This is a genomic window from Paenarthrobacter sp. UW852 (assembly GCF_024608385.1).
Taxonomy (GTDB): domain Bacteria; phylum Actinomycetota; class Actinomycetes; order Actinomycetales; family Micrococcaceae; genus Arthrobacter.
In genome coordinates this window covers 51,114-76,916 of the sequence record NZ_JAMSGY010000009.1, presented here as the reverse complement: position 1 = coordinate 76,916, position 25,803 = coordinate 51,114, and the positions used below count along the sequence as shown (strand labels likewise).

Genomic DNA, 25,803 nt, shown 5'->3' with positions numbered 1-25,803 from the left:
CCCTATCCGTCCGGAATACCAGGAGAAAACCATGCCTGAACGCACAGCCACCATCGCCAGCCGCTCCGGCCTGCACGCCCGCCCGGCCGCACTCTTCGCGGAGGCAGCCGGCGAACAGCCTGTGGAGGTCACCATTGCCATGCAGGGCGCCCCTGCCGATGACGCGCTCGACGCCGCCAGCATCCTTTCGCTCATGACGCTCGGCGCAGCGAAGGGGGACGTTGTGGTGCTGCGGGCCGAGGGCGATGGCGCCGATGCCGCGCTGGACGCACTGGTGAAGCTGCTGGAGACGGACCTGGACGCGGAATAGGTTCTTCCGGGCTAGGCTTCTGGCATGGCACTGATAGCTCCCCGCGTCACGGCCGGCCTCCCCGCCGACGACGCCCGGAATCTCGCGCGTTCCCTCCAGGACAGCAACGACATCACTGTGTTCGTGGATGGCACAGTCCACCGCCTGCCCGATCAGGCGAGGGACGCCGTCGTCGACCTCCTTGCCCGGCTGGGCCGGGGCGATACGGTGACGGTCAGCAGCGTGGAGGAAATGCTCACCACATCCCAGGCAGCGGAGCTCGCGGGCATCTCGCACACGTATCTGCGCAACATGACCGATCGTGGCGAGATTCCCGTGGAGTACCGGGGCACGCATCGTCGGATCCGGCAGGCAGCCATCATGGAGTGGCTTGAAACGCAGCGAAAGAAGCAGTCCGAGGACCATGACGAAACCAACGATTAGGCAGCGGCCCACGTTTGAGGTTGCCGAGGTCGAGGTTTCGGGACTGGTTGGTCGGATCCATTGGACCGCTGGGACACCCGCGACTGGCTCCGGGGACGAACCGGCGTACGTCCTGATCCATGGCATCGGGGTGTCGCACCGGTATTTGTCGCGGCTCCACGCCGTTCTCGCCGCCCACGCACCAACCTACTCTTTCGACCTGCCCGGTTTCGCGGGGACCGCCAAGCCGGACAGGCAGCTCCAGGTGGAGGATTATGGTGCCTTCATCGCGGAAGCCTTGGCGTCCCGGGGCATCGATCGGTACGTCCTGGTGGGTCATTCCATGGGTGTGCAGTTTGCCATCGAAGCGGCATTGCATGCGCCCGAGCGGGTCCAGCGCCTGGTGTTGATGGGGCCGGTGGTGGATTCGAGGCACAAGAGTATCCTCCGGCAATCGCTGGCGCTTACCTTGGACGGCGTCCTGCGAGAAAGTCCCTCGTCCAATTGGATCGTCATCTCCGACTACTTCCGATGCGGGCTCCGCTGGTACCTCACCGAACTCCCGGTGATGATGGGCTATCCCACCGAAAAGCGGCTGGCCGGCATCAAGGTGCCTGTGCTGGTCCTGCGCGGAAGCCGGGACCAGGTGGCAGGCCCCGACTGGTCGCTCCGGCTCTCCCGAACCGTGGACCAAGGGCGCTTGGTGGAGATTCCCGGAGTGGGGCACGTAGCGCAGCATATGCGCCCGCAAGCGGTGGCGGACGCCATCCGCAGCTTCGTCGCCGCGACCACACAGCACAGTTAGGCCACCCAGCACAGTTAGGCGCTGGGGCACGACGCCGGAGCCTGGGTTGGGTGCCCCTTGTTGGCTCCGGCGGGATCACGCTAGGCTGGCCAGGCAAGCGAATAGTAAGTCTGCTTACGAAAGGGTTTGACCATGACCAGCTATGACCCGGAAGACGATCCCCAAACCTTCGGCGTGAGCGGCGCGACCGGACCCTTCGACACCACCGCCGATGCGGACAGCATCCACGAAGATCCGGACATGCGCCAGGACGAGGACGACGATCCCGCGGCCTCTGCCAACCCTGATCCCCTGGACGGCAACGTCACGGGATTGGAGCCAGGCGGAGGGGTACCCCCGGGCGAAACGCCGCCGGCCGAAGGCAGCATGAGCAGCGACCAGGGACACGAAGAGTAATTTCGTCGCTACCCCGCTGTTACGTTGCGGGCCGACAACGTAACAGCGGGCTGGCAACGTTCTACGGCAGGCTCAGGATCTCCCCGAGATCGTAATCGGCAGGCTCCTCCAGTTGCGCGTACGTGCAGCTCTCCGGAGTCCGGTCCTGCCTCCAGCGGCGGAACTGCGTGGTGTGGCGGAACCTGTCGCCCTCCATATAGTCGTACGCCACTTCGATCACAAGCTCGGGGCGCAGTGGCACAAACGAAAAGTCCTTGCCCCCGCTCCACCTGCTTTGCGCACCAGGCATCCGAGAACCACCGGCAACCTCGTCCTGCTTGGCCCACTCGCCCCACGGGTGATCAGCGAGATCCACCTGGTAGGGCTCAAGCTCGGCAACCAGTGCTTCCCGCTTGGCCATGGGGAACGATGCCACCACCCCCACGTGGTGCAGCCGACCGGCGTCGTCGTAGAGCCCCAACAACATGGAACCCACCACCTTCGCAGTTTTGTGCCAGCGGAACCCGGCCACCACACAGTCCGCGGTCCGAACATGCTTGGTCTTGAACATCACGCGCTTATTGGGTTGGTAGGTTCCATCCAGCGGCTTGGAGAGAACCCCGTCCAGGCCCGCGCCCTCCAACTGCACGAACCATTCCTTGGCCCGCTCGAGGTCTGTTACCGCCGGAGTCACATAGACGGGCGGTTCGGCCCTGGCCAAGGCCGATTCCAGGATGGCCCGGCGCTCCGAGAAGGGCCTGCCCATCAGGTCTTCCTCGCCCAGGGCAAGAATGTCGAACGCGACCATGGAAGCCGGCGTTTTCTCGGCGAGCATCCTGACCCGGCTGTCCGCGGGGTGGATCCGTTGCTGGAGGACCTCGAATTCCAACCTGTTGCCCTCGATCAGGACGATCTCACCGTCGATCACACACTTCTCCGGGAGGTTCTTCCTCAGCGCCTCAACCAGCTCGGGAAAGTAGCGCGTCATGGGCTTCTCGTTGCGGCTGCCCAGGATGACCTCGTCCCCATCCTTGAAAACGATGGTCCGGAAGCCATCCCACTTCGGCTCGTAGTGACCCACATCGGGGATGTCCGGAACTGATTTGGCAAGCATGGGCGAGACGGGCGGCATCACTGGCAGGTCCATAGGAAATGTCTACCCTGCCGTCGGACGCCGAAGCTAGTCTTAGGCGGTGGATATCTTGGCCGTGTTTGGGGCAGTACTCGGAGTTCCAGCACCAGTAGCCGGCTCCCGCGCCGGCCCCGAAGCCTAGGCGCACGGAGCCTCCCGCCTAGCTCGACGTACCGTCCGTTACATTAATGTGACTTTACTTTCCGGCTCATGTACCGTCGTAGGGCGACCCGTATCTCCGCTGGGCCGCTTCCGGATTGACGCCGAGCTCTGCCGCAATCCGGGATCCGCCAGACCCGCGGCAGAGGCGGGGGACCCACAAGTTCCCGGACTTTCCAAGTCCTCGGGGTGAAGCCGCTTCGGCGGCCGGACGGCCTCGTCCGAACCCGACAGCTAACCTCGAAGGCGTTGAGAGGCAACCACCATGTCCCCAACCATGGATCAGCCGCGCCGCGCCCTCATCGAACGCGAGCGCACCAAGCCAACCGGACGCCGTCGGGCCGAACCCAGCGGATCCGCCACCGAAGCAGCCACGGCGCCTCAGGCACCAAGTACGACGCCGGAACCCGCCGCTGCTGCCCAGCCCACCACGCGCGCGGCTGCCCGGGCAGCCGAGCGGGAAAGGGCAGCCCGGGCTGAAGCCGAACCCGCAGAACCGGCCACCGCCGCGATCCCGGCAGTGCAGGCCGCCCAGGCCGCGGCACCGAGGTCCACCACTCCGGGCCCTCCCACTGCAGCCATCCCCATCGTCGACGTTGCCAAGCCGGCACCCAAGCCGGACACGCAGCAGTCCACACCACCGGAGCCCGCCACGGCAGCCATCCCCATCGTCGACGTTGCCGGGCCGGCACCTACTCCCGTCCCCGCCAGGACCGGCTTTGGCTCGTCGTCGTCGTTCAACCGCGAACCCCAAGCCGTGCTTCGAAAGGCCGCATCGGTCAAGCAGATGAGCCAGCGTATGGCCGTTGTTGCCGGCGCTGTAGGACTGGTGCTCACAGCGGGAGGTCTCGGCCAGGCCCTTGAGCTGCCGTTCTTCGGCCATGAAACCCCCGCCCAAGATGCGAGCGCCCATGGGGACAGGGAGTCGGGCTCGGCTGCGCCCGGGCCTCGGGCTTCCTATTCCACCGCGTCCTCACCGTCGGCCTCGTCGGCAGCGCCAACAGCGTCATCCTCATCGGCAGCTGGCCAGCCGGCGACCGTCCCCGAGGCACCTTCTGAGGTGTCGCCGTCGTCGGTTCCGGCCCCGCACGTCTCGCTTGCGGCCCCGGTTTGGGTTCCTTCGGCGGCGCCGTCGGCGGCTAACCCGGCGCCGGGCGCCTCCGCGGCAGTCCCGACGCAGCCTGCCCCGGCCCCCACCGATGTGCCCGCCGATACAGTCACCACGGCGCCGTCTCCGGCCCCGACAACCACGCCGACGCCGACCACCACCCCGACGCCCGCGCCGACACCCACGCCGACGTCGACCGCCACTCCCAAGCCGCGCCCCACCGGGAACCCCACCGCCGGAACGAACCCGCAATCCACTGGGACCGCCCTCGACGCGATCCTGGACGCCGCCAAGAAGGCCGTGAAGTGAGCACCCGGCTACCCCGTACGGCAACGCCGATCGGATGGCATGGCCGGTACTGCACCAGCAGCCGGACCGCCACCTTCAGGCGAAGGATGGGCCGCTGGAGCTGCCAGCGGTTGAGGCGTTCCTAGTCCTCGGATCCCCGAAACAGGGAGCACAGGCCGCCTAGATCCTGGGTCGCCGTGCCCAGCGGTGTGCTTTCAGGGCCGCATGCAGTTCAAGCCGGATCGCGCCGCTCAACGGGTCAGCCCCGATGAGCTGGCGGATCCGGCCCAGCCGGTTGTAGATGCTGCTCCTGTGGAGATGGAGCTTCGCTGCGACGTCCTGGACGGAACCGTCATTGTCGTAGAGCAACTCCAGGACCGGGAGGAGCTCGCCGTTCCTGTCCTGGTCCTCCAGCGTCCTGTAGTGGACCGATCCGGTGTCATCCCAGCCACCGGGCGCCAAAAGGCGATCAAAGAGTTGGTAAACCCCTACGGCTCGGCTTTCCACGAGCTCGCCGAGCGGCAGGTCAACCGCGGCAGCCTGGGCCGCTACTTTGGACTGGCGGTAGGCGCTGGAGATCTGCCGGATCACCTGGAATGGTTCACTGATGCCAAGGATGACGCGGTCCACCGTCCTTCCGGCGCGCTTGGCGAGTTCCAGTTGGTAGTGCACCAGTACCTGTGCATGGTCTGCCCTCCCGCCTGATTCCCGGAACAGGACCACCGAATGCGTCTCGGTTCCGGCACTGAACAAGGCGGCGTTGACACCGATCGTGGACTGCAGCGCCGCCGAGCGGTGGGTGAGGGTTGCTGCGATGGGGTCGACGGCGGACCCGGCACCGTCCGGGTCGAGGATGGTCACCAGCTGCCACGGACCCCGCCCTTGGATTTCCTTCCACCCGGCTACGGCAGCCACCGCGTTGGACTCGCCGTTGCAGGCCGAAAGGAACTCCTGCTCGCGGCGGCGCCGAAACTCTGATTCGGCCGTGTTGGAGTCGAGGAGCAGTCCCGCCAACAGGTCCAGTTCGTCCCGTACGCCTGGCAGTTCGGCGAGTATCGCCGTCGCGCTTTGCTCTTCAGCGTCCAACTGCACCCACAGGTAGCCGACCCGGAATCCGCGGACCAGTAGCGGGACGCAGACCCGGCCCAACATCCCGAGTTGGTCGTTGGCGGGAACCACCACCGGGCGTACTGCCGTGGAGATGCCGTGGGACAGCTGCCAGGCGCTGACGTCGGTGGGGACGCGCTTGCTGAGCAGGAAGTTCACGCGGACGCGGTCGGCGTGCGACTGGTTGGAGCTGTAGGCGAGGAGGACGCCGTCGAGGTCTTCCAGTGACAAGCCGCGGCCGAGCTTCAACGCGACGCGTTCTACGATCTGTTCCACGTCCTGCTGCATCTGGAAAGCGTACCAACAGGAGGCGACACCTGACGCTTGAGTGCTCGACAAATGTCGAGTCCATATGAAGAAGATCGTTGAATTTCCGGCCTTTTGCTGACTGGTAGCCTTGGGCTTCCATGTCGCCTGCCTCACAGCCGGATTTATTCTGGAACCACAGCCCGCAACACATTTTCGGCCGAAGAGGCCGCTAACGATGGAGCCCACAAATGATCATCGGCGTCCCCAAAGAAATCAAGAACAACGAATTCCGCGTAGCCATCACGGCCGCAGGTGTCCACGAATTCCGCACGCACGGACACACCGTTCTGGTTGAGCGCGGCGCAGGCCTCGGCTCGGGCATCACCGATGAGGAATACTCGATCGCCGGCGCCGAAATCGTCAACGAAGCCGATGACGTCTGGGGTCGTGCGGACATGGTCATGAAGGTCAAGGAACCCATCGCGGCCGAGTACCACCGCTTCCGCAAGGGCCTGATCCTCTTCACCTACCTGCACCTCGCCGCAGAGCCCGAGCTCACTGCCGAGCTCATCAACTCCGGCGTCACGGCCATCGCCTACGAAACCGTGCAGGAAGGCCGCGCCCTTCCGCTGCTGGCACCGATGTCCGAGGTAGCAGGCCGCCTCTCCGTCGTGGTCGGCGCTTCCTCGCTGATGGCTCCGGCCGGCGGTAAGGGCGTGCTGCTGGGCGGCGTTCCGGGTGTCCGTCCGGCCAAGGTTGTTGTCCTGGGTGCCGGCGTTGCGGGAACCAACGCCGCTGCCATGGCGCTGGGCCTCGGTGCTGATGTCACCATCATGGACATCAACATCAACCGGCTGCGCGAACTCGATGCCCTCTACCAGGGCCGCCTGAAGACCGTTGCCTCCAACGCCTACGAGATCGAGAAGTCAGTTATCGACGCAGATCTCGTGATCGGCTCCGTCCTGATCCCGGGCGCCAAGGCTCCCAAGCTGGTGACCAACGAGCTCGTTGCCCGCATGAAGCCGGGCTCGGTCCTGGTGGACATCGCCGTGGACCAGGGCGGCTGCTTCGAGGACACGCACCCCACCACCCACCAGGAACCGACGTACAAGGTCCACAACTCGATCTTCTACTGCGTTGCCAACATGCCTGGCGCCGTTCCGAACACCTCCACGTACGCACTGACCAACGTCACCCTGCGCTACGCCGTGGCACTGGCCAACCTGGGCGTCAAGGCCGCCTTCGACCGCGACCCCGCCCTGGCTGCCGGCCTCAACATCGCCGCCGGCCACGTGGCACACCACTCCGTTTCCGAGGCGCACAACCTGCCCCTCGTCAACGACTGGCACAGCCTGGTTTCCGCCTAACGGGCAAAACCACAACCGCCCGACGGCGGGGTGCGGCTTCCACACGAAGCCGCACCCCGCCGTCGTGGTTTAAGGCGTGCCGAGATGGCAGAAAATGCCAATGTTCCTGACGAACATTGGCATTTTCCGTCACTTCGAGGGGATGACGGGCGGTGAGGGTTCCACATGGATGGGAACGGGTACCGGGAGGTCCGATGGGCGAAGCTTTCCCGGGTCGATTGTGGGAGGAACCACGGCCGGAGGCGTCACGGGTACTGCCGGGGGTGTGGGAATGACCCCATTGCCGGGCTCGCCCCGCGAGGGAACCTTGGGTGCTTTTGTTGCTGCGCTCCCGCCGGGTTGCGCCTGGGAACCGCGTTCATGGGCGCTTGGCTCCGGCAAAGCGGGCGCCTGGCCGGGTTGGCTCTGCACAGGAGTGGGCCTGACGTCCCCGGAAGGCGACTCAGTGGTCGAACCCGCCGGTCCACCCTGTTTCGGAGCGGATCCCGCGCCGGGCGCCAGCTGTGAAACCACCGAACCGATGGCTGCCCCAAGATGCTGGAAGGCGCCCGGGATGCCACCCTCGGACGCGGCCGCAGCCGTAGCACCGCCAGCCAGGGAGACAACAACGGCCAGGCCGGCAATGGCGGCGCGGCGCTTCTTCCGTCTCCGCGCGGCAAGTTCGTCGTGTGCGGCAGGTTCGTTGTGTGCGGCAAGTTCGTCGTGTGCGGCAGGTTCGTTGTGCGCGGCAGGTTGGTCGCGCACCGCGGGGGCCGGGACCATCAGCGCCCGGACGGCTTCAGACGGCAGAGGCGCCGTGGCCGCCAGTGAGCGGAGTTCGAGCAGTTCGGCGCGGACCCCGGCATCGCCCTCCAACCCGGAACCGGCCAACAGGTGGTCGATCGCTTCCGCGTCGTGCCGCCCGCGGGGCGGAAAATGTTCGCTCATGATGTGCCGTTCGTTTGTTGTGCCCGTTTCTTCAGTGCGCCCAATGCCCTGCGCTGCAACTGCTTCACCGCTCCTTGCGACTTGCCCATGATGGCCGCTGTCTCCTCAACGGAAAGATCGGCAACGACCCTCAGCGCCAGCACTTCCCGGTAGTCGTCCGCGAGGCCCTCCAGGAGGTCCGAGACCCCCAGGCCAGCGTCCCGCCCGAACGCCTGGTCCTCAGCCGAGGGGGCGCGCCGGCCATCCAGGTCCTGTTCGTAGGGCGTGGAAGCGGGTGTTCGTGCACGTTTGCGGTAGTAGTCCACCATGCGGGCGTGGGCAATGGAAAACACCAGGGATTTTGCCCCTTGCAGCCCGCCTTGCAGTGTTTCGAGTTGCGGATGGAGGGCCAGGAAGACGTCCTGCGTGACGGCTTCGGGGTCGTCCACGCCCCGGGCACGGAGGTAGCCGAAGACCGGCCCCGCGTAGCTGTTGTAGGCAGCCGTGAAGAGCAGCGCGGGGTCGTCCTGATCCGCCTGCACATATTCATCAGCCAAAGGGTCAAGCACCCGTGGACGCCTCCATCCCACGTTACGTAGCGGGGCTCCTTGTCCTAAGCCAAGGAGCCCCGCCTTTAAACCGTAGCCCCTGTCCGCTTAGCGGACAGAATCGAGGGAAGATCCTGGAACGGCCGGAACGTGGCTGGGAACCTGCACCGGGACTGCGGGTGCAGCCGGGGTGGCGGGAACCGCGGGGACCGCGGGTGCAGCCGGAACCGCGGGGACGGCAGGGACCGCGGGCGTTGCCGGCAGTCCGGACGTGGCGGCAGCATCGACGTCGGCGTTTGCCTTCGCGGAGCCGTCCACCTTCAGACCGGCAGCCTTACCGGCGTCGACGACGGCCTGGCAGTGCGCCTCAACCTTTGCCTCGCCGCCGGCGGCAATCGCCAGGGACTTGAAGCCCTGGACCGTGGTGTCGGACTTGAGTCCGCCATTGAGGAATGACGTGCAGAGGCCGAAGGCCTCCGGTGAGGTGGCGAGGGCGCGCTGGGCTGTGGCCTTCGCGTCGGATACAGCGTCGGCGGCCTTTGCCTGACCCGCATCGGCAGCGTCAGCGGCCTTGGACTGCGCGGTCCCGACGGCGTCAGTCACCTTGGACTTGGCCGTTTCGGTCGCGGCGGCTGCTTCGGACGTGACTGCTTTGGCGGTGTTCCCGTCGACCGGGGCCGGAGCGCCAACAAAATCATGCGCCGTCTGCTGGAAACCGTGGGGAAGCGCGCCGTTGAAGGCAGCTACGCCTGTTCCGCCGGCGGCCACGGCTCCGGCGGCCAGGACGCCCGCGGCGACTTTGCTGGTGGCAAGGACAGTGAACAAGGACATAAAACCCTCCGAAAAACTTGGGATTGCCCCGGCAGCTGTTGGGTCGCTGCCGGATGATCAATGCACGGGCATGACCCGTACACCCCCTACATCGCTGGGGACTGCGACGAGGTTACGCACCTGCTGAAAGTTTTTTGGCGGGCTTTATTCACACCGGCAGTTCTCCCCATGGCAGCCCTGCCTGGCACTGGTTATGCTCGGGAGACGCCTGGCGCCAAACTGGCCTGCAGGTTTTCAAATGTCGCTACGTTCAGGGGATACGTGATGGGACTGGTTTGGTAATGGCACAGGGATTGGTGGGCGCCGACGTCGGAGATCTCCGGCGGCTATCGGCAGTAATGGACTCTGAGGCCCAAAAGATCAGTGACCTGCGGCAGCAGCTCAACGCATTGATCCAGCAAGGCAACTACTGGCGGGGCAACGACGCCGACCGCTTCCGCAGTGCCTGGCACAGTGATCTCCAGGGCCGGCTGGGCGCCGCAGCAGCATGCCTCAAGGAGAACGCCCGGGCCTTGAAACTCAATGCCGAACAGCAGGAGCAAGCCTCCCTGGGCGGGCCGGGGCGTGGGCTGGGTGATGGAAAGGGCAGGAGCGGCTCAGGGACACTGGGTTTCACATTTAATCCCACTACCTACGGCCCCGTCACAGTTCAAGGTGAGGGTTCTTTCGACAGCCAGGCAACGGGTGAAACGCATGGCTCCATGGGACCGGGCGGGATCGCAGTGGGCGGCTCCGGCGAAGCATCCACTGGCGGGCAGATGACGTGGACGGCCAACGGCGGATACGGGCCCATGGACACCACTGTCACCAATGAAACGTTCGTGGGAGCCCGCGCCAACGGCGAGTTTGAGGCCAGCGTGCCGTTCGGGCTCGGACTCCCCCACGCCAGCGCCAACGGTGAAGCGTTTGCGGGGGCCGAGAACACCACCACGGTTCGCTCCGAGTTCTTTGACGGCTGGATCACCAACACCTCCACAACCCGGGCCATGACCGGTGTAGAGGCCAGCGCCCATGCCAACGCAAGCAGCCCCTTCCTCTTCTCCGGCGGCGGTGAGGGGTTCGCCGGTCAAAAGATCACCACGGACAATGAGACCGAGTTTGCCGGGGGCCTGTTCAGTGTGGGCCAGGGCGGGGAGCTGCGGGCAGGCGCCTGGGCCAGCGCAGGTGAAGGAGAAGTCAGCGTCAAGAACAAGGACGTCACAGGCAGCGCGTTCAGCGCCGGAGCGGGTGCTGAGCTGACCGGCAGCCAATACGTGGAAGTGCTGGGGCAGAAAATAACGCTCAACGGCACAGTTGCTGCGGGCGCAGGTGAGAGTCACTACTACACCGTCTCCTTGGACGAGGACGGGCTCACGCTCGGCGCAGGTGCCAAGATCACCGCAGAGCTGGGCCTGGGCGCAGGCGGCCAGATCACGCTCAGCCCCAAAGGGTTCATGGACTCCGTCACCGGTTTCATCGACTTCGTCAACAACTAGCCTCCGAAAGGGCTCTCCGTGACATCGCAGCAGGTTTTCCCGTCCGAAGCATTCCCCGCGTACCCCACCATCAAACTCAACCCACCGGCCGGTTGGACCCAGCACGTTGTGCCCGAAGCGGTGGGAGCGTTGATGGCACCGGCCGTGGAAGGAAATTACACCGCGAACGTCGTCATCTCCGTCTCGCGTCGCCGCCCCGGGTACGGGCTGCAGGACATTGCCGCATCGGTAGACCAGTTCCTGGGTTCCTTGCCCGAAGCTGTCCTTCTGGGTACAGAACCGGTGACCATCAACGGCCGGGATTGGCACGTGCGGGAAGCCCGTTACACCCACCCCCAGGCTGGATCCCTGGCGCAGTTCACCGCGGTCACCGTGGTTGACCAAAACGCTGCCGCGGATGTCATCCAGTTGACGGGAAGCTGCCAGCCGCGCGAGGGCAATGCCGACCTGAAAGCGATCTACTCGGTGGTTGCGAGTGCCGACATCACACCAGCCCCCGGGCCTGCTCAATCAGCTTGAGCACGGTCACCGAATCAGCCGGATCAACAGGCAACGGGCGCGACGACGCCGTACCGCCGTCGTCGATCTTGTCCGCCAGCAACCGGTAGAACTCCGGATACGCTCCACGTTCGGTGGGGACCGTGGTGCGCTCGCCGTCTACCGCCAAGGTCCCATGGTTTTGCGCGGGCTCGACGCCGTACTCCGGGTCGGTGGGCAGCCCGCCTTCGGACAAGTAGGGTTCCTGCGGGTCCGCACCGAACTTCACGAAACCGCCGCGAGTACCCAGAATCCGGAAGCGTGGACCGGGAAGCTGGCTGTTGAGGTTGAGGGTCACGTGGCTGACCACTCCCGATCTGTGGTCGAGGACCAGGAATACGTCGTCATCGGCGCTCTCCTGGGGGCGGCGGGCCCGGATCTCCGCGTGAGTCACTTCCGCCGGCCCGAAGAACCGTAAAGCCAGGTCCAGCACATGGGTGCCGAGGTCGAACAGCACCCCGCCCCCGTCCTCCGCCGTGGCACTGGCTTTCCATTCCTTCGCGATCGCCGGCGCCCACCGCTCCATCCCCGCTTCGAAACGGGTCACCGTCCCCAGCATGCCGGCGTCGAGCAGTTTCTGCACGGTAAGGGCGTCGGCGTCCCAGCGCCGGTTTTGGTAGACAGTGAGCACCCGACCCAGCTTCGCCGCGAGCCGGATCACTTCCTCGCCTTGGTTGCTGTGGACCACGAACGGTTTATCCACGACGACGTCCAGACCGGCTTCCAGCGCCGCTTTCGCGAGCGGGTAGTGGGTTGCGGGCGGTGTGCCAATGACAAGGAGGTCCAAGTGGTCCGCGAGGGCCAGAATGTCATCGGGAGTGTCGACGATCTTTGCCTGCGGGTACCGGTCCTTCGCTTTGGCTTGGCGTGCCGCGTCCGATGTTGCAATGACGGTGAGCTCATACGCGGGGTTGGCGGCGATGAACGGAGCATGGAAAACACTGCCGGAGAGCCCGAAACCGGCAACGGCTGTGCGGATAGGCGTGGAAGTCATGCCCCTAGGCTACCGACCCTCGCTCACGTAACAGCCCCTTCCCGCGATCCCTCTCTCACCGGGTGGGTCGGCCCAAGGGGGAGGGATGTGAGAGAGGGATCGGCCCAAGGGGGAGGGAAGTGAGGGAGGGTTGGGGGTATGGCGAAGGCCGGGAACCAATCCCGAACCGATCGAACCGGATAAACCGATCAACAGATTGGGGGTGGTTCCCGGCCTTCAGGAAACTACAGCGGGGTGGCTACTTCTTCTTGCCCTTTTCCCAGCCGATGGTGGTCCAGTCCGGAACGTTGGAGAGGCTCTTGAACAGGGACGGGCCGTAGTTGGCCAGGCCCGTGTGAACGAACTGGATCTCCGGGCCGTTCAGCAGAGTACCCATGGAGAAGTACTTAGCCATGTGCTTCTTCTCTACCTCCATGGCGGCCTTGTTGCGCTCTTTATCATCGGCGATGGTTGCCAGGCGCTTGATTTCGGCGTCCAGCTCAGCATCGCCGAGCTGGTTTTCATTGGTGGTTGACTCGTAGAACTGCTTGACTCCGCTGGTAGCGTCGGCGCCAACCGTGTAGCCCGAAATCGTCAGGTCAAATTCCCGCGACCCCAGAACCTTTTGGAAGTCGGCGTCGCCGCGCTGGTCGACGGCGACATCCATGCCCGCCGCCTGAAGCTGCTTCTGCAGGGTCTGTGTGACGGCCGCCCTTGTGGGATCTTCTCCAAAGTAGGTCACCTTGAAGGAAACCGGGACGCCGTCTTTAGCCATGATGCCCTTGTCATTGGCGGTGTAACCGGCATCGGTGAGGACCTTCTTGGCAGCATCAGGGTCCGAGTCCTTCACGGGGTAGTTGTCCTGGTAGTACTCGGAGAACGGCATGAGCATCATGGAGCCCGAGCTTTCCTCGGACCAGTTCAGGCCGTTGAATTGGACATCGCGGAGGGCTTTACGGTTCACGGCCGTGAATATCGCCTTGCGGACGGCGACATCCGCAAGGGCTGGCCGCTGGGCATTGATGTTGAGGCCACCGGCGAACAGACGCTGGCCACGACGGACTTCGGCGTCCTTCGTTCCTTCAAGCTGCTTGTAGCGGCCCAGGGAGCGAGCGTCCGTAGCGTCAATCTCACCGTTCTTGAAGGCGGCGATGGTTGCGCTTGGTTCCATCTGCCTCCACACGATCCTGTCGAGAACGGGCTTCTGGCCCCACCACTTGTCGTTGGGCACCATGCTGACGGTCTTCGCCGTAGAGTCGTACTTCTCCACCTTGAACGGACCGGCCATCCATTCCGGGTGCATGTTTCCGGCAAAGCCGTTGTTGAAGATTTCGGCGGTATTTACAGCCGGGTGGATCAGGCCGAAGAAGAGGTCTTCCAGCGGGTAGACCGGCTGCGTGGTGGTGACGATGACTTCCTTGTCATTGGCGCCGGCCTTGACCGAGTCAACAAATGGGTAAGACCCGGGGTTGACGATGTCAATCGCCTTGTCTTCACCGCGGGACATCTTCCACGTGTTCTCGAAGGTCCTGACATCGATGGGCGTTCCATCGTTCCACGTAGCTTTGTCGTTGATCTTGATGGTGATGGTCTGCTTGCCGTCTTTGATTTCGCTCTTGACGTCTTCGCAGAAGTCTTTGTTGGGCTCGGCCTTGCCGTCGAAGTCGAGCTTCCAGCAGCCGCCGATGCCGCCACTGCTCATGCCTGCCGGATTGACTGGAGTCAGCAAAGCTGCGGTCGCGGCGCTGTTTCCGACGTTGGAACTGTTGTTAAAGTCCGGTCCGAGGTCCACGGTCGGCAAAGTGACCGTGCCGCCTTGGTCCAGGTCCTTGGTTTCCTTGGCATTGATGCTGATCAGCTTGCTGATGTCACCGCCCGCTGCTTCAGCCTTCTGGGAGGCCGGACCCGACGGCGTTCCCCCGCCGCAAGCGGTGAGCATGAGCGCTGCTGCGAGTGCTACGCCACCGATCGTCGTGTACTTCTTCATGGTTTGCCCTTCATGTTTACGACTTGGAATATTTTTGCGAGTTGAGACCAGGGATATATGTCAATGCGTCATGTGTTGTCAGGCATGCACCACCAGCATGTCGGCATCTATTTCTCCGTCCGGGTAGAAGCATGCGAAGTCCTGTGCACCTTCAGAAGCAAGTGGCGGCTCCAGAGTAAGGCACTTCTCCTGCTTCCCTGCGGGAAGCGCGGCGAACACCGGGCAACGTGTAGCGAAGTTACATCCCTTGGGTGCGTCAAGCGGACTGGGCAGGTCGCCTTGCAGGATGATGCGCTCGCGGGTACGTTCCAGGTTCGGGTCCGGAACAGGGATAGCGGAGAGCAGGGCCCGGGTGTAGGGGTGGCGCGGGTTGTCGAAGACATCGTCCACGTCCCCGGTCTCCACGATCTTGCCCAGGTACATGACGGCCACGCGGTCCGAGATGTGCCGGACCACAGAAAGGTCGTGGGCCACCATGAGGTAGCTCAGGCCCAGTTCGGCACGGAGCTTGTCCAACAGGTTGATCACGCCAGCCTGCACTGAAACGTCCAAAGCAGAGACCGGCTCGTCCAGGACCACCAGCTTGGGATTCACCGCGAGCGCCCGGGCAATGCCGATGCGTTGGCGCTGGCCGCCGGAGAACTGGTTGGGGAAGCGGTTCACGTGATCCGGCTGCAGGCCCACCAGCTTCATGAGCTCCATGATGCGTTTCCTGATGGCGGCCTTGGGCATCCCCAGGTTTTCCAGGGGCTCGGCCAGGACTTCGTAAACAGTGAAGCGCGGATCCAGGGCGCCCGTGGGGTCCTGGAACACCATCTGCATTTCCTTGCGCATGGCCATCTTGGTTTTGTGGTCGGTGGCTACCTTGTTGCTGACGCCTCCAATGACCACCTCGCCCACCTGGTCCGGGTGGAACTCCATGATTTCAAGCAAAGTGGTGGTCTTACCGCAGCCGGACTCGCCCACGATCGAGACGCACTCGCCCTCGCGGATGTCGAAGCTCAGCCCGTCAACGGCCTTGACCGTGCCAATGCGCTTCTTGATGAGTGCACCCTTGAGCAGCGGGAAGTGCTTCTTCACGTCCTTGAGTTCCAGGACCTTTGCGCGCTCAAGGCGCGCTACGCCGTCGAACTTTGAAACGGGCTTGGGCGGTGCCTGGAAGATCTTGTGCGCATCGGCGTCGCCGGAAAGTTCATCGGCCTTGATGCAGGCTGCCTTGTGTCCAAGTGTCTGCCCCTGCACACCCGGTACCGCGAGCAGCTCCGGTTCGCCGTGCAGGCAGGCGTCGCTGACCATCGGGCAGCGGGCCGCGAAAGAGCATCCGATGACGGGCTGCGCCAGGTTGGGCGGCGTCCCTTCGATGGGCACCAGCGATTGCTTGTCCGAGGAGTCCACGCGTGGCACGGCTCCCAGCAGGCCCAGCGTGTAGGGCATGCGCGGGTTGTAGTAGATGTCCTCGACGGTGCCGGTTTCCACGGGCTTGCCCGCGTACATCACCATGATGTCGTCCGCCATGCCGGCCACGACGCCGAGGTCGTGCGTGATCATGACGACGGCGGCGCCGGTTTCCTCTTGCGCGGTGTGCAGGACTTCGAGCACCTGCGCCTGGATGGTGACGTCCAACGCCGTCGTGGGTTCATCGGCGATGAGGACGCGGGGGTCGTTGGCAATCGCGATGGCGATCATGACGCGCTGGCGCATGCCGCCGGAGAACTCGTGCGGGAACGCCTTGAGCCGGTCCTTCGGGCTGGGGATGCCCACCATCCGCAAGAGGTCGACGGCGCGGGCTTCTTTTGCCTGCTTGGTCATGGTGGGGTTGTGGACCGTGAGCGCCTCGATGATCTGGTGGCCCACCGTGTAGACGGGCGTCAGCGAGGACAGCGGGTCCTGGAAGACCATGGCGATGTCGCTGCCGCGGTGCTTGCACATGGCCTTATCGCTCAGGCCCAGCAGTTCCTTGCCCTTGTAACGGACGGAACCGGTGATGTCCGCGGTTTCGGGGAGGAGCCCCATGATGGCCATGGACGTGACGGACTTGCCGGAGCCGGACTCACCCACGATGCCAAGGGTTTTGCCGGGCATGAGGTCGAAGTCCACGCCGCGTACCGCGTGGACCACCCCGTTCTCCGAGTTGAAGCGGACGTTGAGGTCGCGGACGCTGAGGACGGCGTCACCCGGAGCGTACAGTCCGGCATCGCGGAGGCGTTCGGCGGGAGTGGTGTTGGTGCTCATTTGGTGATCTTCTTCGCAGTCTGGGGCTTGGTCCGCTTGGCCCGTCCGATGGAACTGGAGCTGGGGTCGAACGCGTCACGGAGACCGTCGTTCATCATGGCCAGCGAGCCTGTCAGCAGGAACATGACGGTCAACGGAACCCAGAACATCCAGGGGAACGACGAGACCTGGCCCGTGGCCTGGCCGATCAGGACACCGAGGCTGACGTCAGGAAGCTTGATGCCGATACCGATGAACGAGAACGCCACTTCGGCCAGGATCGCACCCGTGATGCCACGGGTGAAGTCGAGCACCAGCAGCGAGCCGATGTTCGGAACAAGGTGGCGCCACACGATGCGGCGGGAGGGGACGCCCATGTACCTGGCTGCCTTGACGTAGTCGCGTTGCATGAGCGACATGGACAGCGAGCGCACCAGGCGGGCGGTGCCCATCCAGCTGAAGAAGAGCAGGACGATCACCAGCAGAAGCCAGCTGGGGAGGTTCTTGAGTCCTCCGCTGCCACTGGTCGCCACGGCTACCACCAGGATGGCGGGCATCATGATGAGCGCTTCCAGGATGAACAGCATGGTGGCATCGACCTTGCCGCCGAAGAACGCCATGGTGCATCCGTACACGGCGGAGATCAGGACGGAAAGGCCGCCAACAATCAGGCCAATGAGGATGGAGGTCCTGGTGCCATCAACGATCAGCGCCATGAGGTCGATGCCGGCCTGCGTCGTGCCGAGCAGGTGGTCCGGGGACGGCGGCATCCCGATGTTGAACGGATCCAGGGTTTCCTTGTCCCACGGGGTCAGGAACCCGCCAAAAATGGAAAACAGGAACAGTGCCAGAAAAATGAACAAACCTGCGACGGCGGTCCGGTTCCGCATGAACCGGCGGAAAATGATGCGGGATTTCCCAATGACGACGTCCTGGTCAGCAACCCGGGACTCGTCGATTTCCGCGATGGGATCGATGATGTTCGTCATTACTGGACCCTCACCCGTGGATCAACCAGTGTTGTGGCGAAGTCGGCCAGGATAGCCCCGATCGCGAAGATCACCGAGCCGTAAGCCAACGTGGCTGTGGCTACGTTCACGTCCTGCAGGCCGATGGACTGGATGCTCCATAAACCAATGCCGGGCCAGGCGAAGATGGCTTCGGCGAAGAAGCCGCCGGTGAAGATCGCCGGGATGGTGAACGCGATGCTCTGCGCCACGGGAATGAAGGAGACACGCAGTGCGTGGCGGGTGATGGCCTGGTTACGGGTGAGGCCTTTGGCGCGGGCGGTGCGGACGAAGTCGGCGTTGACGTTGTCCAGCAGGTATTGCCGCTGGGCGATCTGGTAGCCGGCCCAACCGAAGATGGTCATCGCGAAGGTGGGCACGGCGTAGTGGGCCACAAGGTCAACGAAAGCAGGCCAACCGGGGTCGATTCCCGGCGTCGAAATTCCCGTCACGAAGAAGATGCGCTGCCCGACGGTTTCGTTGATGCTGATGGCACCAAGCTGGACCAGGAAGTAGGCGATGGGCGCCGGGAGAATGTGGACCAGGTAGCTGTAGGACGTGATGACACGGTCCTGGAATTTGTACTGGCGTGCTGCGGAGTAGACGCCAAGTGCGACGCCGATGATCAGCGTCAGGATGATCGAGGCAATGAAGAGCCGGGTGGAAACCAGCACGCGATCCGCGAATTCGGCGTTAACGTATGCGCCGTTCGGGCTTCGTCCCCAGTCCCACCTGGTGACGATGCCGCCAAGCCATTCGACGTAGCGTTCCCACGCATTCTTGTCGGGGTCAAGGCCGAGACCCCTGAAGGATGCTGCCACCTGTTCGGGGGTGGGCCGCGGAATCTTTTCCTGCTCGAGGACCGCTGGTTTGAGCGACGAGACGGCCAGGAAGTAGCCGGCGCTTGTGGTCAGGAAGATCATGATCAGGTAGATTCCCGACCGCTTCATCAGATATTTCAGCATGTCGGGTTGCTGCCCCGAATCGTGGCAAAACTCAAAGCTCGTCCTTCCGCGGTTCCCGGCTGTGGCCGGCGTCAGCTACGAATTGGCGTAGTGGTTTGTTGAGCCCCCCCACACCCCTTCAGTGATCACCAGCCATGTATGGCATGCGTCACATTCAAGAGGAAACTACCACAATAACTGCTTCACGTTTTGCTTCGGCGGGGCCAGTTTCCCGCCTGCTGCCAGATTGTTATGTACAGGCTGCGTCACGAATTGGACCGTTAGTGTTTCTTTGCGGCGCCGCGATGCCGGCTACAAGGCAGTGCGCTTTAGGCAGGGCGCATTAGGCAGGGCGCTTTAGGCAGGGCGCATCAAGCGGGCAACGACATCGCGCCACGAATCGGTGAGCCGCTTGGGGGAAATGCCACGCACCCGCACGTCATCGACAATTCGCTCAGGGTCCAAGGCATAGGTCAGGGACATGGCCATGACCCAGGGGTCGGCGATACCGGCTTCGCGCAGCAGGACCTCCATATGCCGATGCGAGAGCTTCGTCGCGGGGACGTCGAACCTGTTCCGGGTGGCAGCACCAGCCGCCTTCAGAAGTTCGCCGTTTTCGAGAACGAAGTAGATGCGGCCCTCACCGAATGCCGTCAGTCGCTCCGCTGGCGAGGCTCCGGGGCCCAAGGGCGGCGGCCCGAACATGAAAGCCCGCTGGAAGTCGGACTCCGCATCGCTCAGCAGGGTCATCATGAGGCCCGCGCGACTGCCGAAGCGGCGGAAGACCGTCCCTTTGCCAACCTTCGCCTTGCACGCCAGGGCATCCATGGTTAATGCCTCAGCCCCGAACTCGTCCACCAACTCGCGTGCAGCACAGAGGAGCCGCTCACGGTTCCGTGCGGCATCGCTGCGCTCATGCGGTGAACCGAGAGGCAGGTCCGGCTGCAGGGGGACGAAGCTCACAAGAAATATTCTAGACCCGGGAATAGAAAGCGGACTGCGGTCCGTTTAGTATCGATGAAGGCACCAACGCTTACATCGCTTCCCAAAGGAGACACCATGTCCAAGAGCACCGTTCTTACCCTCGTCGGCAGCCTCCGCGCCGATTCCCACAACAAGAAGCTCGCCGAGGCCATCCAGCTGAACGCACCGGAGAACGTGGACGTCCAGATCCACGACTCCCTGGGCAACATCCCCTTCTACAACGAAGACATCGACGTCGAAGGCCAGGTCCCGGCCGAAGCCGCCGCCCTGCGCGCAGCGGCAGCCGACGCCGACACCATCCTGCTGGTCACCCCCGAGCACAACGGCACCGTTCCCGCTTCCCTGAAGAACGCCATTGACTGGCTGTCCCGCCCGTTCGGCGCCGGTGCCCTCTCCGGCAAGCCGACCGCCGTCGTCGGAACCGCTTTTGGCCAGTATGGTGGCGTGTGGGCGCAGGACGAGGCCCGCAAGGCTGTCGGCATCGCCGGCGCCAAGGTCCTCGAAGACGTCAAGCTCGCCGTGCCGGGTTCCATGATCCGCTTCGCGGAACTCCACCCCAAGGACGACGCCGAGATCGTTGAGCAGATCAAGGGCATCTTCGAGCCCCTGAAAGCTGCCCAGGACGAAGAAGCAGCCGCCTAGTCTTTCCGCTTTCAATGCCCCCGCGCCGCAGCTTGTGGCGTGGGGGCATTTGCGTACCTGGCCACCTGCCCACGACCCGGCAGGCGTGATCAACTCTTGTCCGAACCGTCACCGTTACGGCATGTTGCGGTGCGGCCTGCGGCCCTAACGTTGGATGTACAGGTGGACGGACAGGAGCGCGGGGCTGTCATGCATGCCGGACGGGGACTCAAAGGTACGACGACGATCGCGGCTGCCTGCGTGGTGTTGGCCCTGTGGGTGGCTGGCTGCACGACGGGTCCCGGCACCCTCGCTCAGCAAAGCGCCGAGCCGCTGCCCACAGTTTCCGTGACACCACCTCCCCGGCCGGTCAGTCCTACGGCCCCTGCCTCGCCGGGCCCGTCATTTTCGTCGGTGCCCGCCATGCCTTCAGTTGCCATCCCATCACCCTCGCTAGCTCCGGTCAGCCCGGTCACCGCCACTCCCCCGTCACCCACTCCTGCCGCCAACACTCCCGCGCCGGCCGCGACCGGGCCGGGCTCCGCCGTCGCGCCTTCCACCGACCCGGCGACCCCGCTGCCGGTCCCCCTCCCCTCGAACCGCGCCGCCCGGGTGCCGGACGACGCCGACGCTGCCGGTCCCGCGGTCTACTACGTTGCAATAAACGACGGCGGCGCCCGCGGCGTGCGGTTCGGCTGCAACGACAGCCTGGTTCCGGTGCGTGGAGCAACCATCCCCGGCGACCCGCTGTCCGTGGCGCTGGGACGGCTGCTTGAAGGGGGCCTGCCCGTGGACGGTGACGCAGCCCTGTACGACGCACTCGCTGGCTCATCGCTGCATTTCCTGTCCGGCTATATGAGCGGCTCAACCGTCGTGGTGAACCTCAGCGGATCGCTGCGGCCCGGAGGTGTCTGCGACGTGCCCCGCATCCAGGCGCAACTGACACACACCGCCGTCGCGGCCAGCGGGGCTTCGCGAGCTGAGATCTATGTGAACGGCAGGACACTCACGGAGGCGCTGAGCGTGCGCTAGCCAGTGGCGATTGCCAACACCCGGCGGAGTGCCCATGCCACCCGCAGAAGGGCCAGGACCGAGGCAAACGCCAGGACGAACACCACCGCTTCCGGAATCCACAGCCCCGTGGGCCCATCACCCTCAAGGACGACGGTGACCAGCGCACCAACCACCAACAGGCCCAGTCCGGGAATGGCGAAAAGGAACACTTCACCAATCTGGCGACGATGAAGGGGTGAGAGCCTCTCGAGGGGCAGCTCCCGTTGCCCCGGGGCGGACTTCTTGCCAAGCACGTTGATCAGCATGGAAACACTGGTGAGCGTCAGGCCCGCCGTCGCACCCGCCAAGGTGGCCAGGGTTTGGAACAGTGCCCGGCGCGCACCGGCGTCGACATCTTCCAGCATCAGCGGGTGAGCCGCGATCAGGGCTACGCCCAACCACAGCGACACCGCCCCGGCCGCCCAAAGATAGTCGGCCATGGGATGCAACAGAAACCATCGCCAGGCGGTTCGCCGAGGACCGGTTGACTCCACCTCAACCCCGAACAAGCTCATGGCCGGCACCGCCCGCCTTTTCCTCGGCGTCCGGGCTTTCGGCTTCCCGGTTTTCGACGTCCCGGCTTTCGACGTCGGCGAGGGCAGCGCGCATCGCGGACAGGCCCCCACTGACAAGGTCAGGGACGAGGCCTGCGTCCGCCGGCCCTTTGAGTTCAGGCAACGTCCTTGCGAAGAAGGGCTCGTTGTCCCGTGCCTGCTTGTTGAGGATGGCAATGGCTTCCGCCACCGACTTTTGGGGATCGTTGAACACATCCGGGTCCACCTCGACATGCGAGATGAACCTTTCCTTCAAGAGGTCCACCACTTCCCGGTCTCCCGTCAGCGAATCCTTGCCCTCAGCCACCACATAATCGAAGTGCTCCACTGATCCAGCCCTGCGGAAGAGGTCGATCAGTTGCTGAATGCGGTCGCGGATCCTCTGCTTGTCCTCAGCCTTGCCTGACCTGCCGACGCTCAGGGAAATCCGGAACGTGCCCTCATTCATGAGGCGCGAGGCGCTGTCCAGCACGTCAGCCCATTCACCTTCCATGAGCTTTCCGGACAACCGTTCCGCGGGAAGGGCAAACTCGAACCGGCTCACCTCAAGCCGGGCAAGGATTTCCTCGATATCCTCCCTGACCACCGGAACAAGGCCGGGTTCCAACCCCAGCATGCCCTCCAGGTACTCGGCCATCCGGGCCGCCCGTGGACCGTTGCCACTGGTCAGGACCGCGATGACATTCCGTTTGAGGAATGCGAAATATGTGGTCTCCAAAAGGTGGTCGCCAGGTGCCAGGGGAAGCGGTTTGCGGCGCCCCAGCACGTCACCCACGCTCGGCAGGTTGGTGTCGCGGACCCGGTCCAGGAGAAGGACGGGATGGGGTGCCATCGACGCCGTCTGGGCAAGCAACACCGTGCCATCCGCACTGGTGAAGTGCCTGTCAATCCCGGCGTCCTGGGCATTCTTCAAGACCTCGGCAACCCGCCGGGCGGGAAACGGCCGGTTGAGCTCGTCACCATTCAGTTGCTCGATCCGCCAGAACTGCACGCTGCGTCGCGTCATGGACCCTCCCCTCGTCCTCCACGGAACCAAAGCTACCGGCGAGGACCGACATTAAAGCCAGGGGCCGCCGTCGTGCCCCAACTGCCCTACCGGAACTACAGGCTGTACTTGGGGCCCTCCGCGAACAACGCGTCCATTTGGTCGTGGCTGCGCGTCCCTGCCAGGCCGGCCCAGTTTCCGTCACCCAGAATTTCCGTGGCGACCTTGGCCACCTTGGCGTACGCCGCCTTGGCGGTGTTGCCGCCAATACTGACGCGGCGGACGCCGGCGTCGTGCAATTCCAAAGGCGACGGCGCCCCGACACCTGCCAGCGCGTTGAGGGGCGCCGGAATCCGGCTGGAAAGCTGGTGCAGAACATGCAAATCCACGACGCCGGGGACGAAAATTCCGTCCGCCCCGGCAGTCAGGTAGGACTCGGCGCGGCGCAGGGTTTCCTCGTAGGCGGCCTCGTTGAAACGCCCCGAAAGGTACGTGTCGGTGCGGGCATTGATGAACAAAGGGATGGCACGGTCGTCCGCCGTTGCGCGGATCAATGCGATGCGACGGGACTGCTCCTTGATGTCCGTGAGCGGCTCGGCACTGGAGTCTTCAATGTTGATGCCCACAGCCCCTGCATCCAAAACGGCGTGGACCGTTGCCCGGAGCTCGTCATCGGTACGTCCATAGCCTGTCTCTATATCCGCCGTCACGGGCAGAGTGGTGGCCGCAACTACCCGGCCGACGGCTGCCATCGCCAGCCCCCACGGCACGTGGTCGCCGTCCCGATATCCCAAACTCCAGGAGACTGCCGAGCTTGAGGTGGCAATGGCCGCAGCGCCGGCTTCCTGGACCACGCGGGCGGAAGCCGCGTCCCACACATTCACCAACACCAAGGGCTCGGGGCCCGCGTCGTGGAGCTTGTGGAAGTGTTCGGCTTTGGTCACGGATGCCCGATGTGCTGTCATAGCTACATTCCAGCCCCTCGCGTCCGCGTCGTAAAGCGCGACCGTCAAAATGGCACGGCAGGCGAAAACAAATGTTGCCTAATTAGCAACCTCGAGGAGTATCCTTTCACTGTGACCCACGAAACATTGGATGCCGGCGCAACACTGCCCGCTGAAGCCATCGACGCCATTGAGCGGGCCGCCACGGCCGCCCACCCGCACGAGGAACTGTTCTCCGCGCGGGCCGCCAACATCAAGCAGTCCGCAGTCCGGGATGTCTTCGACATCTCGATGAGGCCCGGGCTTGTGTCCCTTGCAGGCGGCAACCCGTACCTGCAGTCGCTGCCCTTGGAGCAGCTTGGACAGACCGCAGCCCGCATCATCGCAGAAGAAGGCATGACCGCCCTGCAGTACGGTGGCGGCCAGGGTACCGAGGAACTGCGCGCGCAAATCTGCGAGATCATGGCAGCTGAAGGCATCACTGATGCACTACCCGAGAACGTGGTGATCACCGCGGGCTCCCAGTCCGCCCAGGACGTCGCCACGAAGGTCTTCTGCAACCCCGGCGACGTCGTACTGGTTGAGAACCCCACCTACGTTGGCGCGCTGAACACCTTCGAGGCGTACCAGGTGCAGGTGGAACCGATCGAAATGGACGACGACGGCCTGGTACCGGAGTTTCTGGAGGCCAGGATCGCGGCACTCCAGGCAGAGGGCAAGAACATCAAGTTCCTCTACACGATCCCCAACTTCAACAATCCCTCCGGGATCACGCTGGCAGAAGCACGCAGGCAGCGCATCGTCGATATATGCCGCAGTTCGAATATTATCGTTCTTGAGGACAACCCCTATGGACTGCTGCGGTTCGACGGCCATCCGATTGCGCCGATGCGCGCAGCCAACCCCGACGACGTCATCTATTTGGGCTCATTCTCCAAGATCTTCGCCCCGGGCCTGCGTATCGGTTGGGCGCTGGTACCCGCGCACCTTCAACGCCGCTTCTACCTCGCCTCCGAGGCTGTAACACTGTGCCCACCGCCGTTGAACCAGATGCTCGTCTCGGCCTACCTCCGGGACTACGACTGGAAAGGCCAAATCGACACGTACCGGTCGTTGTACGCAGAACGCTGCGAGGCCCTGCTGTCGGCGCTGGACACCTACATGCCGTCCGGACTCTCATGGACGCGGCCCGACGGCGGGTTCTTCGTTTGGGTCACCCTGCCCGACGGCGTGGACACCTACCCGCTGCTGGGCAAAGCGATCGACGCCGGCGTTGTCTTCATCCCCGGCGCAGCCTTCTCACCCGCCGACGGACCATCCAACAAGCTTCGGCTCGCCTTCAGCGCCGTGCCTCCGGATACGATAGCCGAAGGCGTCCGCCGCCTGGCCCCCGTCCTGGCAGAAGCCATCGAAGCCACCACTGAAGGAGCAGCACAATGACCGGAGTTGTGATTGTAGGAGTAGACGGCAGCGAAACGGCAATGAGGGCGGCCCAGGCAGCCCAGCAATTGGCCATCGGCTTGGGGGCGAGCCTGCGCGTCGTGAGCGCCTTCGACAGCAACCGGACAGAAGTTGTGGAGATCGGCACCGACAGGTGGATCGTTTCCGACGCCGCCGAAGCTGAGGCTGTAGCCCGCGACGTAGCAGAGCGGCTCAAGGACGAACGCCTTGAAGTGACTTATTCAGCCGCCCGCGGCAAGCCGGGCGAGGCACTCGTCAAGGAAGCCGAGATGCAGGACGCCCGGTTGATCGTCGTCGGAAACCGTCGCATGCAGGGCTTGGGCCGGGTGCTGGGAAGCGTCGCCAACACTGTCGCCCACACGGCGCCCTGCGATGTCTACATCGCCAAGACTGACCAGCCGTAAGCGAGCTGGATCACGCCGCCGGGTGGGGAGCCTCACCCGGCGTTTGGCGTCTTTTCGGCCTGGTTGCTGACTGAAC

General features: G+C 64.3%; 26 protein-coding genes and 1 riboswitch. Of the genes, 12 read left to right on the top strand and 14 right to left on the bottom strand.

From position 1 onward, the window contains the following. Window positions 1-31: 31 nt before the first annotated feature. The 4 genes from NEK97_RS15900 to NEK97_RS15885 all read left to right on the top strand — a co-directional run bounded on the left by NEK97_RS15900 (window position 32) and on the right by NEK97_RS15885 (window position 1,913). Window positions 32-310, top strand: a complete 279-nt coding sequence (locus NEK97_RS15900) for an HPr family phosphocarrier protein (RefSeq protein WP_235521081.1) — start codon at window positions 32-34, stop codon at window positions 308-310. 24 nt (window positions 311-334) lie between these two features. Then, the gene (locus tag NEK97_RS15895; RefSeq protein WP_257370771.1) at window positions 335-733 is read left to right on the top strand and encodes a helix-turn-helix domain-containing protein; all 399 of its coding nucleotides are present in this window, start codon (window positions 335-337) and stop codon (window positions 731-733) included. Then, on the top strand, window positions 714-1,517 hold the full coding sequence (locus NEK97_RS15890; RefSeq protein ID WP_257370770.1) for an alpha/beta fold hydrolase: 804 nt from the start codon (window positions 714-716) through the stop codon (window positions 1,515-1,517). Before NEK97_RS15895 ends, NEK97_RS15890 begins: the two co-directional genes overlap by 20 nt. A gap of 132 nt (window positions 1,518-1,649) precedes the next feature. Further along, window positions 1,650-1,913, top strand: a complete 264-nt coding sequence (locus NEK97_RS15885; RefSeq protein ID WP_235521087.1) for a DUF6480 family protein — start codon at window positions 1,650-1,652, stop codon at window positions 1,911-1,913. Window positions 1,914-1,974: 61 nt separating this feature from the next. Here the strand turns inward: NEK97_RS15885 and NEK97_RS15880 are convergent, their stop codons facing one another. Continuing rightward, a complete protein-coding gene (locus tag NEK97_RS15880; RefSeq protein ID WP_257370769.1) occupies window positions 1,975-3,039 on the bottom strand; it encodes an ATP-dependent DNA ligase in 1,065 nt (354 codons plus the stop codon). Between the two features lie 263 nt (window positions 3,040-3,302). Next, window positions 3,303-3,446: riboswitch (cyclic di-AMP (ydaO/yuaA leader) on the top strand. Window positions 3,447-3,448: 2 nt separating this feature from the next. On the opposite strand from NEK97_RS15880, the gene NEK97_RS15875 reads away from it, so the two are divergent. Next, window positions 3,449-4,600: a hypothetical protein gene (locus NEK97_RS15875; protein WP_257370768.1), complete on the top strand. Its 1,152-nt coding sequence runs from the start codon at window positions 3,449-3,451 to the stop codon at window positions 4,598-4,600. Window positions 4,601-4,759: 159 nt separating this feature from the next. Here NEK97_RS15875 and NEK97_RS15870 read toward each other — a convergent pair whose 3' ends face one another. Then, window positions 4,760-5,974, bottom strand: a complete 1,215-nt coding sequence (locus NEK97_RS15870; RefSeq protein WP_257370767.1) for a CdaR family transcriptional regulator — start codon at window positions 5,972-5,974, stop codon at window positions 4,760-4,762. A 209-nt stretch (window positions 5,975-6,183) separates the two neighbouring features. Here NEK97_RS15870 and ald point away from each other — a divergent pair, with 209 nt between their 5' ends. Next, window positions 6,184-7,302 (top strand): alanine dehydrogenase, encoded by a 1,119-nt coding sequence (gene ald / locus NEK97_RS15865; protein WP_257370766.1) that lies wholly within the window; start codon window positions 6,184-6,186, stop codon window positions 7,300-7,302. 129 nt (window positions 7,303-7,431) lie between these two features. Here ald and NEK97_RS15860 read toward each other — a convergent pair whose 3' ends face one another. The 3 genes from NEK97_RS15860 to NEK97_RS15850 all read right to left on the bottom strand — a co-directional run bounded on the left by NEK97_RS15860 (window position 7,432) and on the right by NEK97_RS15850 (window position 9,587). Then, window positions 7,432-8,229 carry a hypothetical protein gene (locus NEK97_RS15860; RefSeq protein ID WP_257370765.1) on the bottom strand — a complete coding sequence of 266 codons (798 nt, stop codon included), beginning with the start codon at window positions 8,227-8,229 and terminating at the stop codon, window positions 7,432-7,434. After that, window positions 8,226-8,777 (bottom strand): sigma-70 family RNA polymerase sigma factor, encoded by a 552-nt coding sequence (locus NEK97_RS15855; RefSeq protein ID WP_257370764.1) that lies wholly within the window; start codon window positions 8,775-8,777, stop codon window positions 8,226-8,228. Before NEK97_RS15855 ends, NEK97_RS15860 begins: the two co-directional genes overlap by 4 nt. 87 nt (window positions 8,778-8,864) lie before the next feature. After that, on the bottom strand, window positions 8,865-9,587 hold the full coding sequence (locus NEK97_RS15850) for a hypothetical protein (protein WP_257370763.1): 723 nt from the start codon (window positions 9,585-9,587) through the stop codon (window positions 8,865-8,867). A 281-nt stretch (window positions 9,588-9,868) separates the two neighbouring features. Here NEK97_RS15850 and NEK97_RS15845 point away from each other — a divergent pair, with 281 nt between their 5' ends. Both NEK97_RS15845 and NEK97_RS15840 read left to right on the top strand, forming a co-directional pair. Further along, window positions 9,869-11,062 (top strand): WXG100 family type VII secretion target, encoded by a 1,194-nt coding sequence (locus tag NEK97_RS15845; RefSeq protein ID WP_257370762.1) that lies wholly within the window; start codon window positions 9,869-9,871, stop codon window positions 11,060-11,062. Window positions 11,063-11,080: 18 nt separating this feature from the next. Further along, window positions 11,081-11,581 carry a hypothetical protein gene (locus NEK97_RS15840; protein ID WP_257370761.1) on the top strand — a complete coding sequence of 167 codons (501 nt, stop codon included), beginning with the start codon at window positions 11,081-11,083 and terminating at the stop codon, window positions 11,579-11,581. Here NEK97_RS15840 and NEK97_RS15835 read toward each other — a convergent pair. The 6 genes from NEK97_RS15835 to NEK97_RS15810 form a co-directional block, all read right to left on the bottom strand. Further along, window positions 11,547-12,593 (bottom strand): Gfo/Idh/MocA family oxidoreductase, encoded by a 1,047-nt coding sequence (locus tag NEK97_RS15835; RefSeq protein ID WP_257370760.1) that lies wholly within the window; start codon window positions 12,591-12,593, stop codon window positions 11,547-11,549. The genes NEK97_RS15840 and NEK97_RS15835 overlap by 35 nt on opposite strands. A gap of 238 nt (window positions 12,594-12,831) precedes the next feature. Continuing rightward, the gene (locus NEK97_RS15830) at window positions 12,832-14,559 is read right to left on the bottom strand and encodes an ABC transporter family substrate-binding protein (RefSeq protein WP_257370759.1); all 1,728 of its coding nucleotides are present in this window, start codon (window positions 14,557-14,559) and stop codon (window positions 12,832-12,834) included. Window positions 14,560-14,637: 78 nt separating this feature from the next. Further along, window positions 14,638-16,791, bottom strand: a complete 2,154-nt coding sequence (locus tag NEK97_RS15825; RefSeq protein WP_257370758.1) for an ABC transporter ATP-binding protein — start codon at window positions 16,789-16,791, stop codon at window positions 14,638-14,640. Beyond that, window positions 16,788-17,759, bottom strand: coding sequence for an ABC transporter permease (locus NEK97_RS15820; protein ID WP_257370757.1), 972 nt, complete (start codon window positions 17,757-17,759; stop codon window positions 16,788-16,790). The genes NEK97_RS15825 and NEK97_RS15820 overlap by 4 nt, the downstream gene beginning before the upstream one ends. After that, window positions 17,759-18,742: an ABC transporter permease gene (locus NEK97_RS15815; RefSeq protein ID WP_257370756.1), complete on the bottom strand. Its 984-nt coding sequence runs from the start codon at window positions 18,740-18,742 to the stop codon at window positions 17,759-17,761. The genes NEK97_RS15820 and NEK97_RS15815 overlap by 1 nt, the downstream gene beginning before the upstream one ends. A 336-nt stretch (window positions 18,743-19,078) precedes the next feature. Further along, window positions 19,079-19,684 carry a TetR/AcrR family transcriptional regulator gene (locus NEK97_RS15810; RefSeq protein WP_235521115.1) on the bottom strand — a complete coding sequence of 202 codons (606 nt, stop codon included), beginning with the start codon at window positions 19,682-19,684 and terminating at the stop codon, window positions 19,079-19,081. A gap of 96 nt (window positions 19,685-19,780) precedes the next feature. On the opposite strand from NEK97_RS15810, the gene NEK97_RS15805 reads away from it, so the two are divergent. Continuing rightward, window positions 19,781-20,347 carry an NAD(P)H-dependent oxidoreductase gene (locus NEK97_RS15805; protein WP_257370754.1) on the top strand — a complete coding sequence of 189 codons (567 nt, stop codon included), beginning with the start codon at window positions 19,781-19,783 and terminating at the stop codon, window positions 20,345-20,347. A 162-nt stretch (window positions 20,348-20,509) separates the two neighbouring features. Beyond that, entirely contained in the window at window positions 20,510-21,358 is an 849-nt protein-coding gene (locus NEK97_RS15800; RefSeq protein ID WP_257370753.1) for a GerMN domain-containing protein, read from the top strand. On the opposite strand, the gene NEK97_RS15795 is transcribed toward NEK97_RS15800, so the two are convergent. From NEK97_RS15795 to NEK97_RS15785, 3 genes are all read right to left on the bottom strand, one after another. Next, on the bottom strand, window positions 21,355-21,819 hold the full coding sequence (locus tag NEK97_RS15795; RefSeq protein ID WP_257370752.1) for a hypothetical protein: 465 nt from the start codon (window positions 21,817-21,819) through the stop codon (window positions 21,355-21,357). The two genes, NEK97_RS15800 and NEK97_RS15795, sit on opposite strands and share 4 nt — an antisense overlap. Before the next feature lie 55 nt (window positions 21,820-21,874). Next, window positions 21,875-22,939: a hypothetical protein gene (locus NEK97_RS15790; RefSeq protein ID WP_257370751.1), complete on the bottom strand. Its 1,065-nt coding sequence runs from the start codon at window positions 22,937-22,939 to the stop codon at window positions 21,875-21,877. Window positions 22,940-23,034: 95 nt separating this feature from the next. Then, window positions 23,035-23,883 (bottom strand): isocitrate lyase/phosphoenolpyruvate mutase family protein, encoded by an 849-nt coding sequence (locus NEK97_RS15785; RefSeq protein WP_257370750.1) that lies wholly within the window; start codon window positions 23,881-23,883, stop codon window positions 23,035-23,037. A gap of 111 nt (window positions 23,884-23,994) precedes the next feature. On the opposite strand from NEK97_RS15785, the gene NEK97_RS15780 reads away from it, so the two are divergent. Together NEK97_RS15780 and NEK97_RS15775 are read left to right on the top strand one after the other, a co-directional pair. Then, window positions 23,995-25,302: a PLP-dependent aminotransferase family protein gene (locus NEK97_RS15780; protein WP_257370749.1), complete on the top strand. Its 1,308-nt coding sequence runs from the start codon at window positions 23,995-23,997 to the stop codon at window positions 25,300-25,302. Then, window positions 25,299-25,727, top strand: a complete 429-nt coding sequence (locus tag NEK97_RS15775) for a universal stress protein (protein ID WP_235521129.1) — start codon at window positions 25,299-25,301, stop codon at window positions 25,725-25,727. Before NEK97_RS15780 ends, NEK97_RS15775 begins: the two co-directional genes overlap by 4 nt. Window positions 25,728-25,803: the final 76 nt, after the last annotated feature.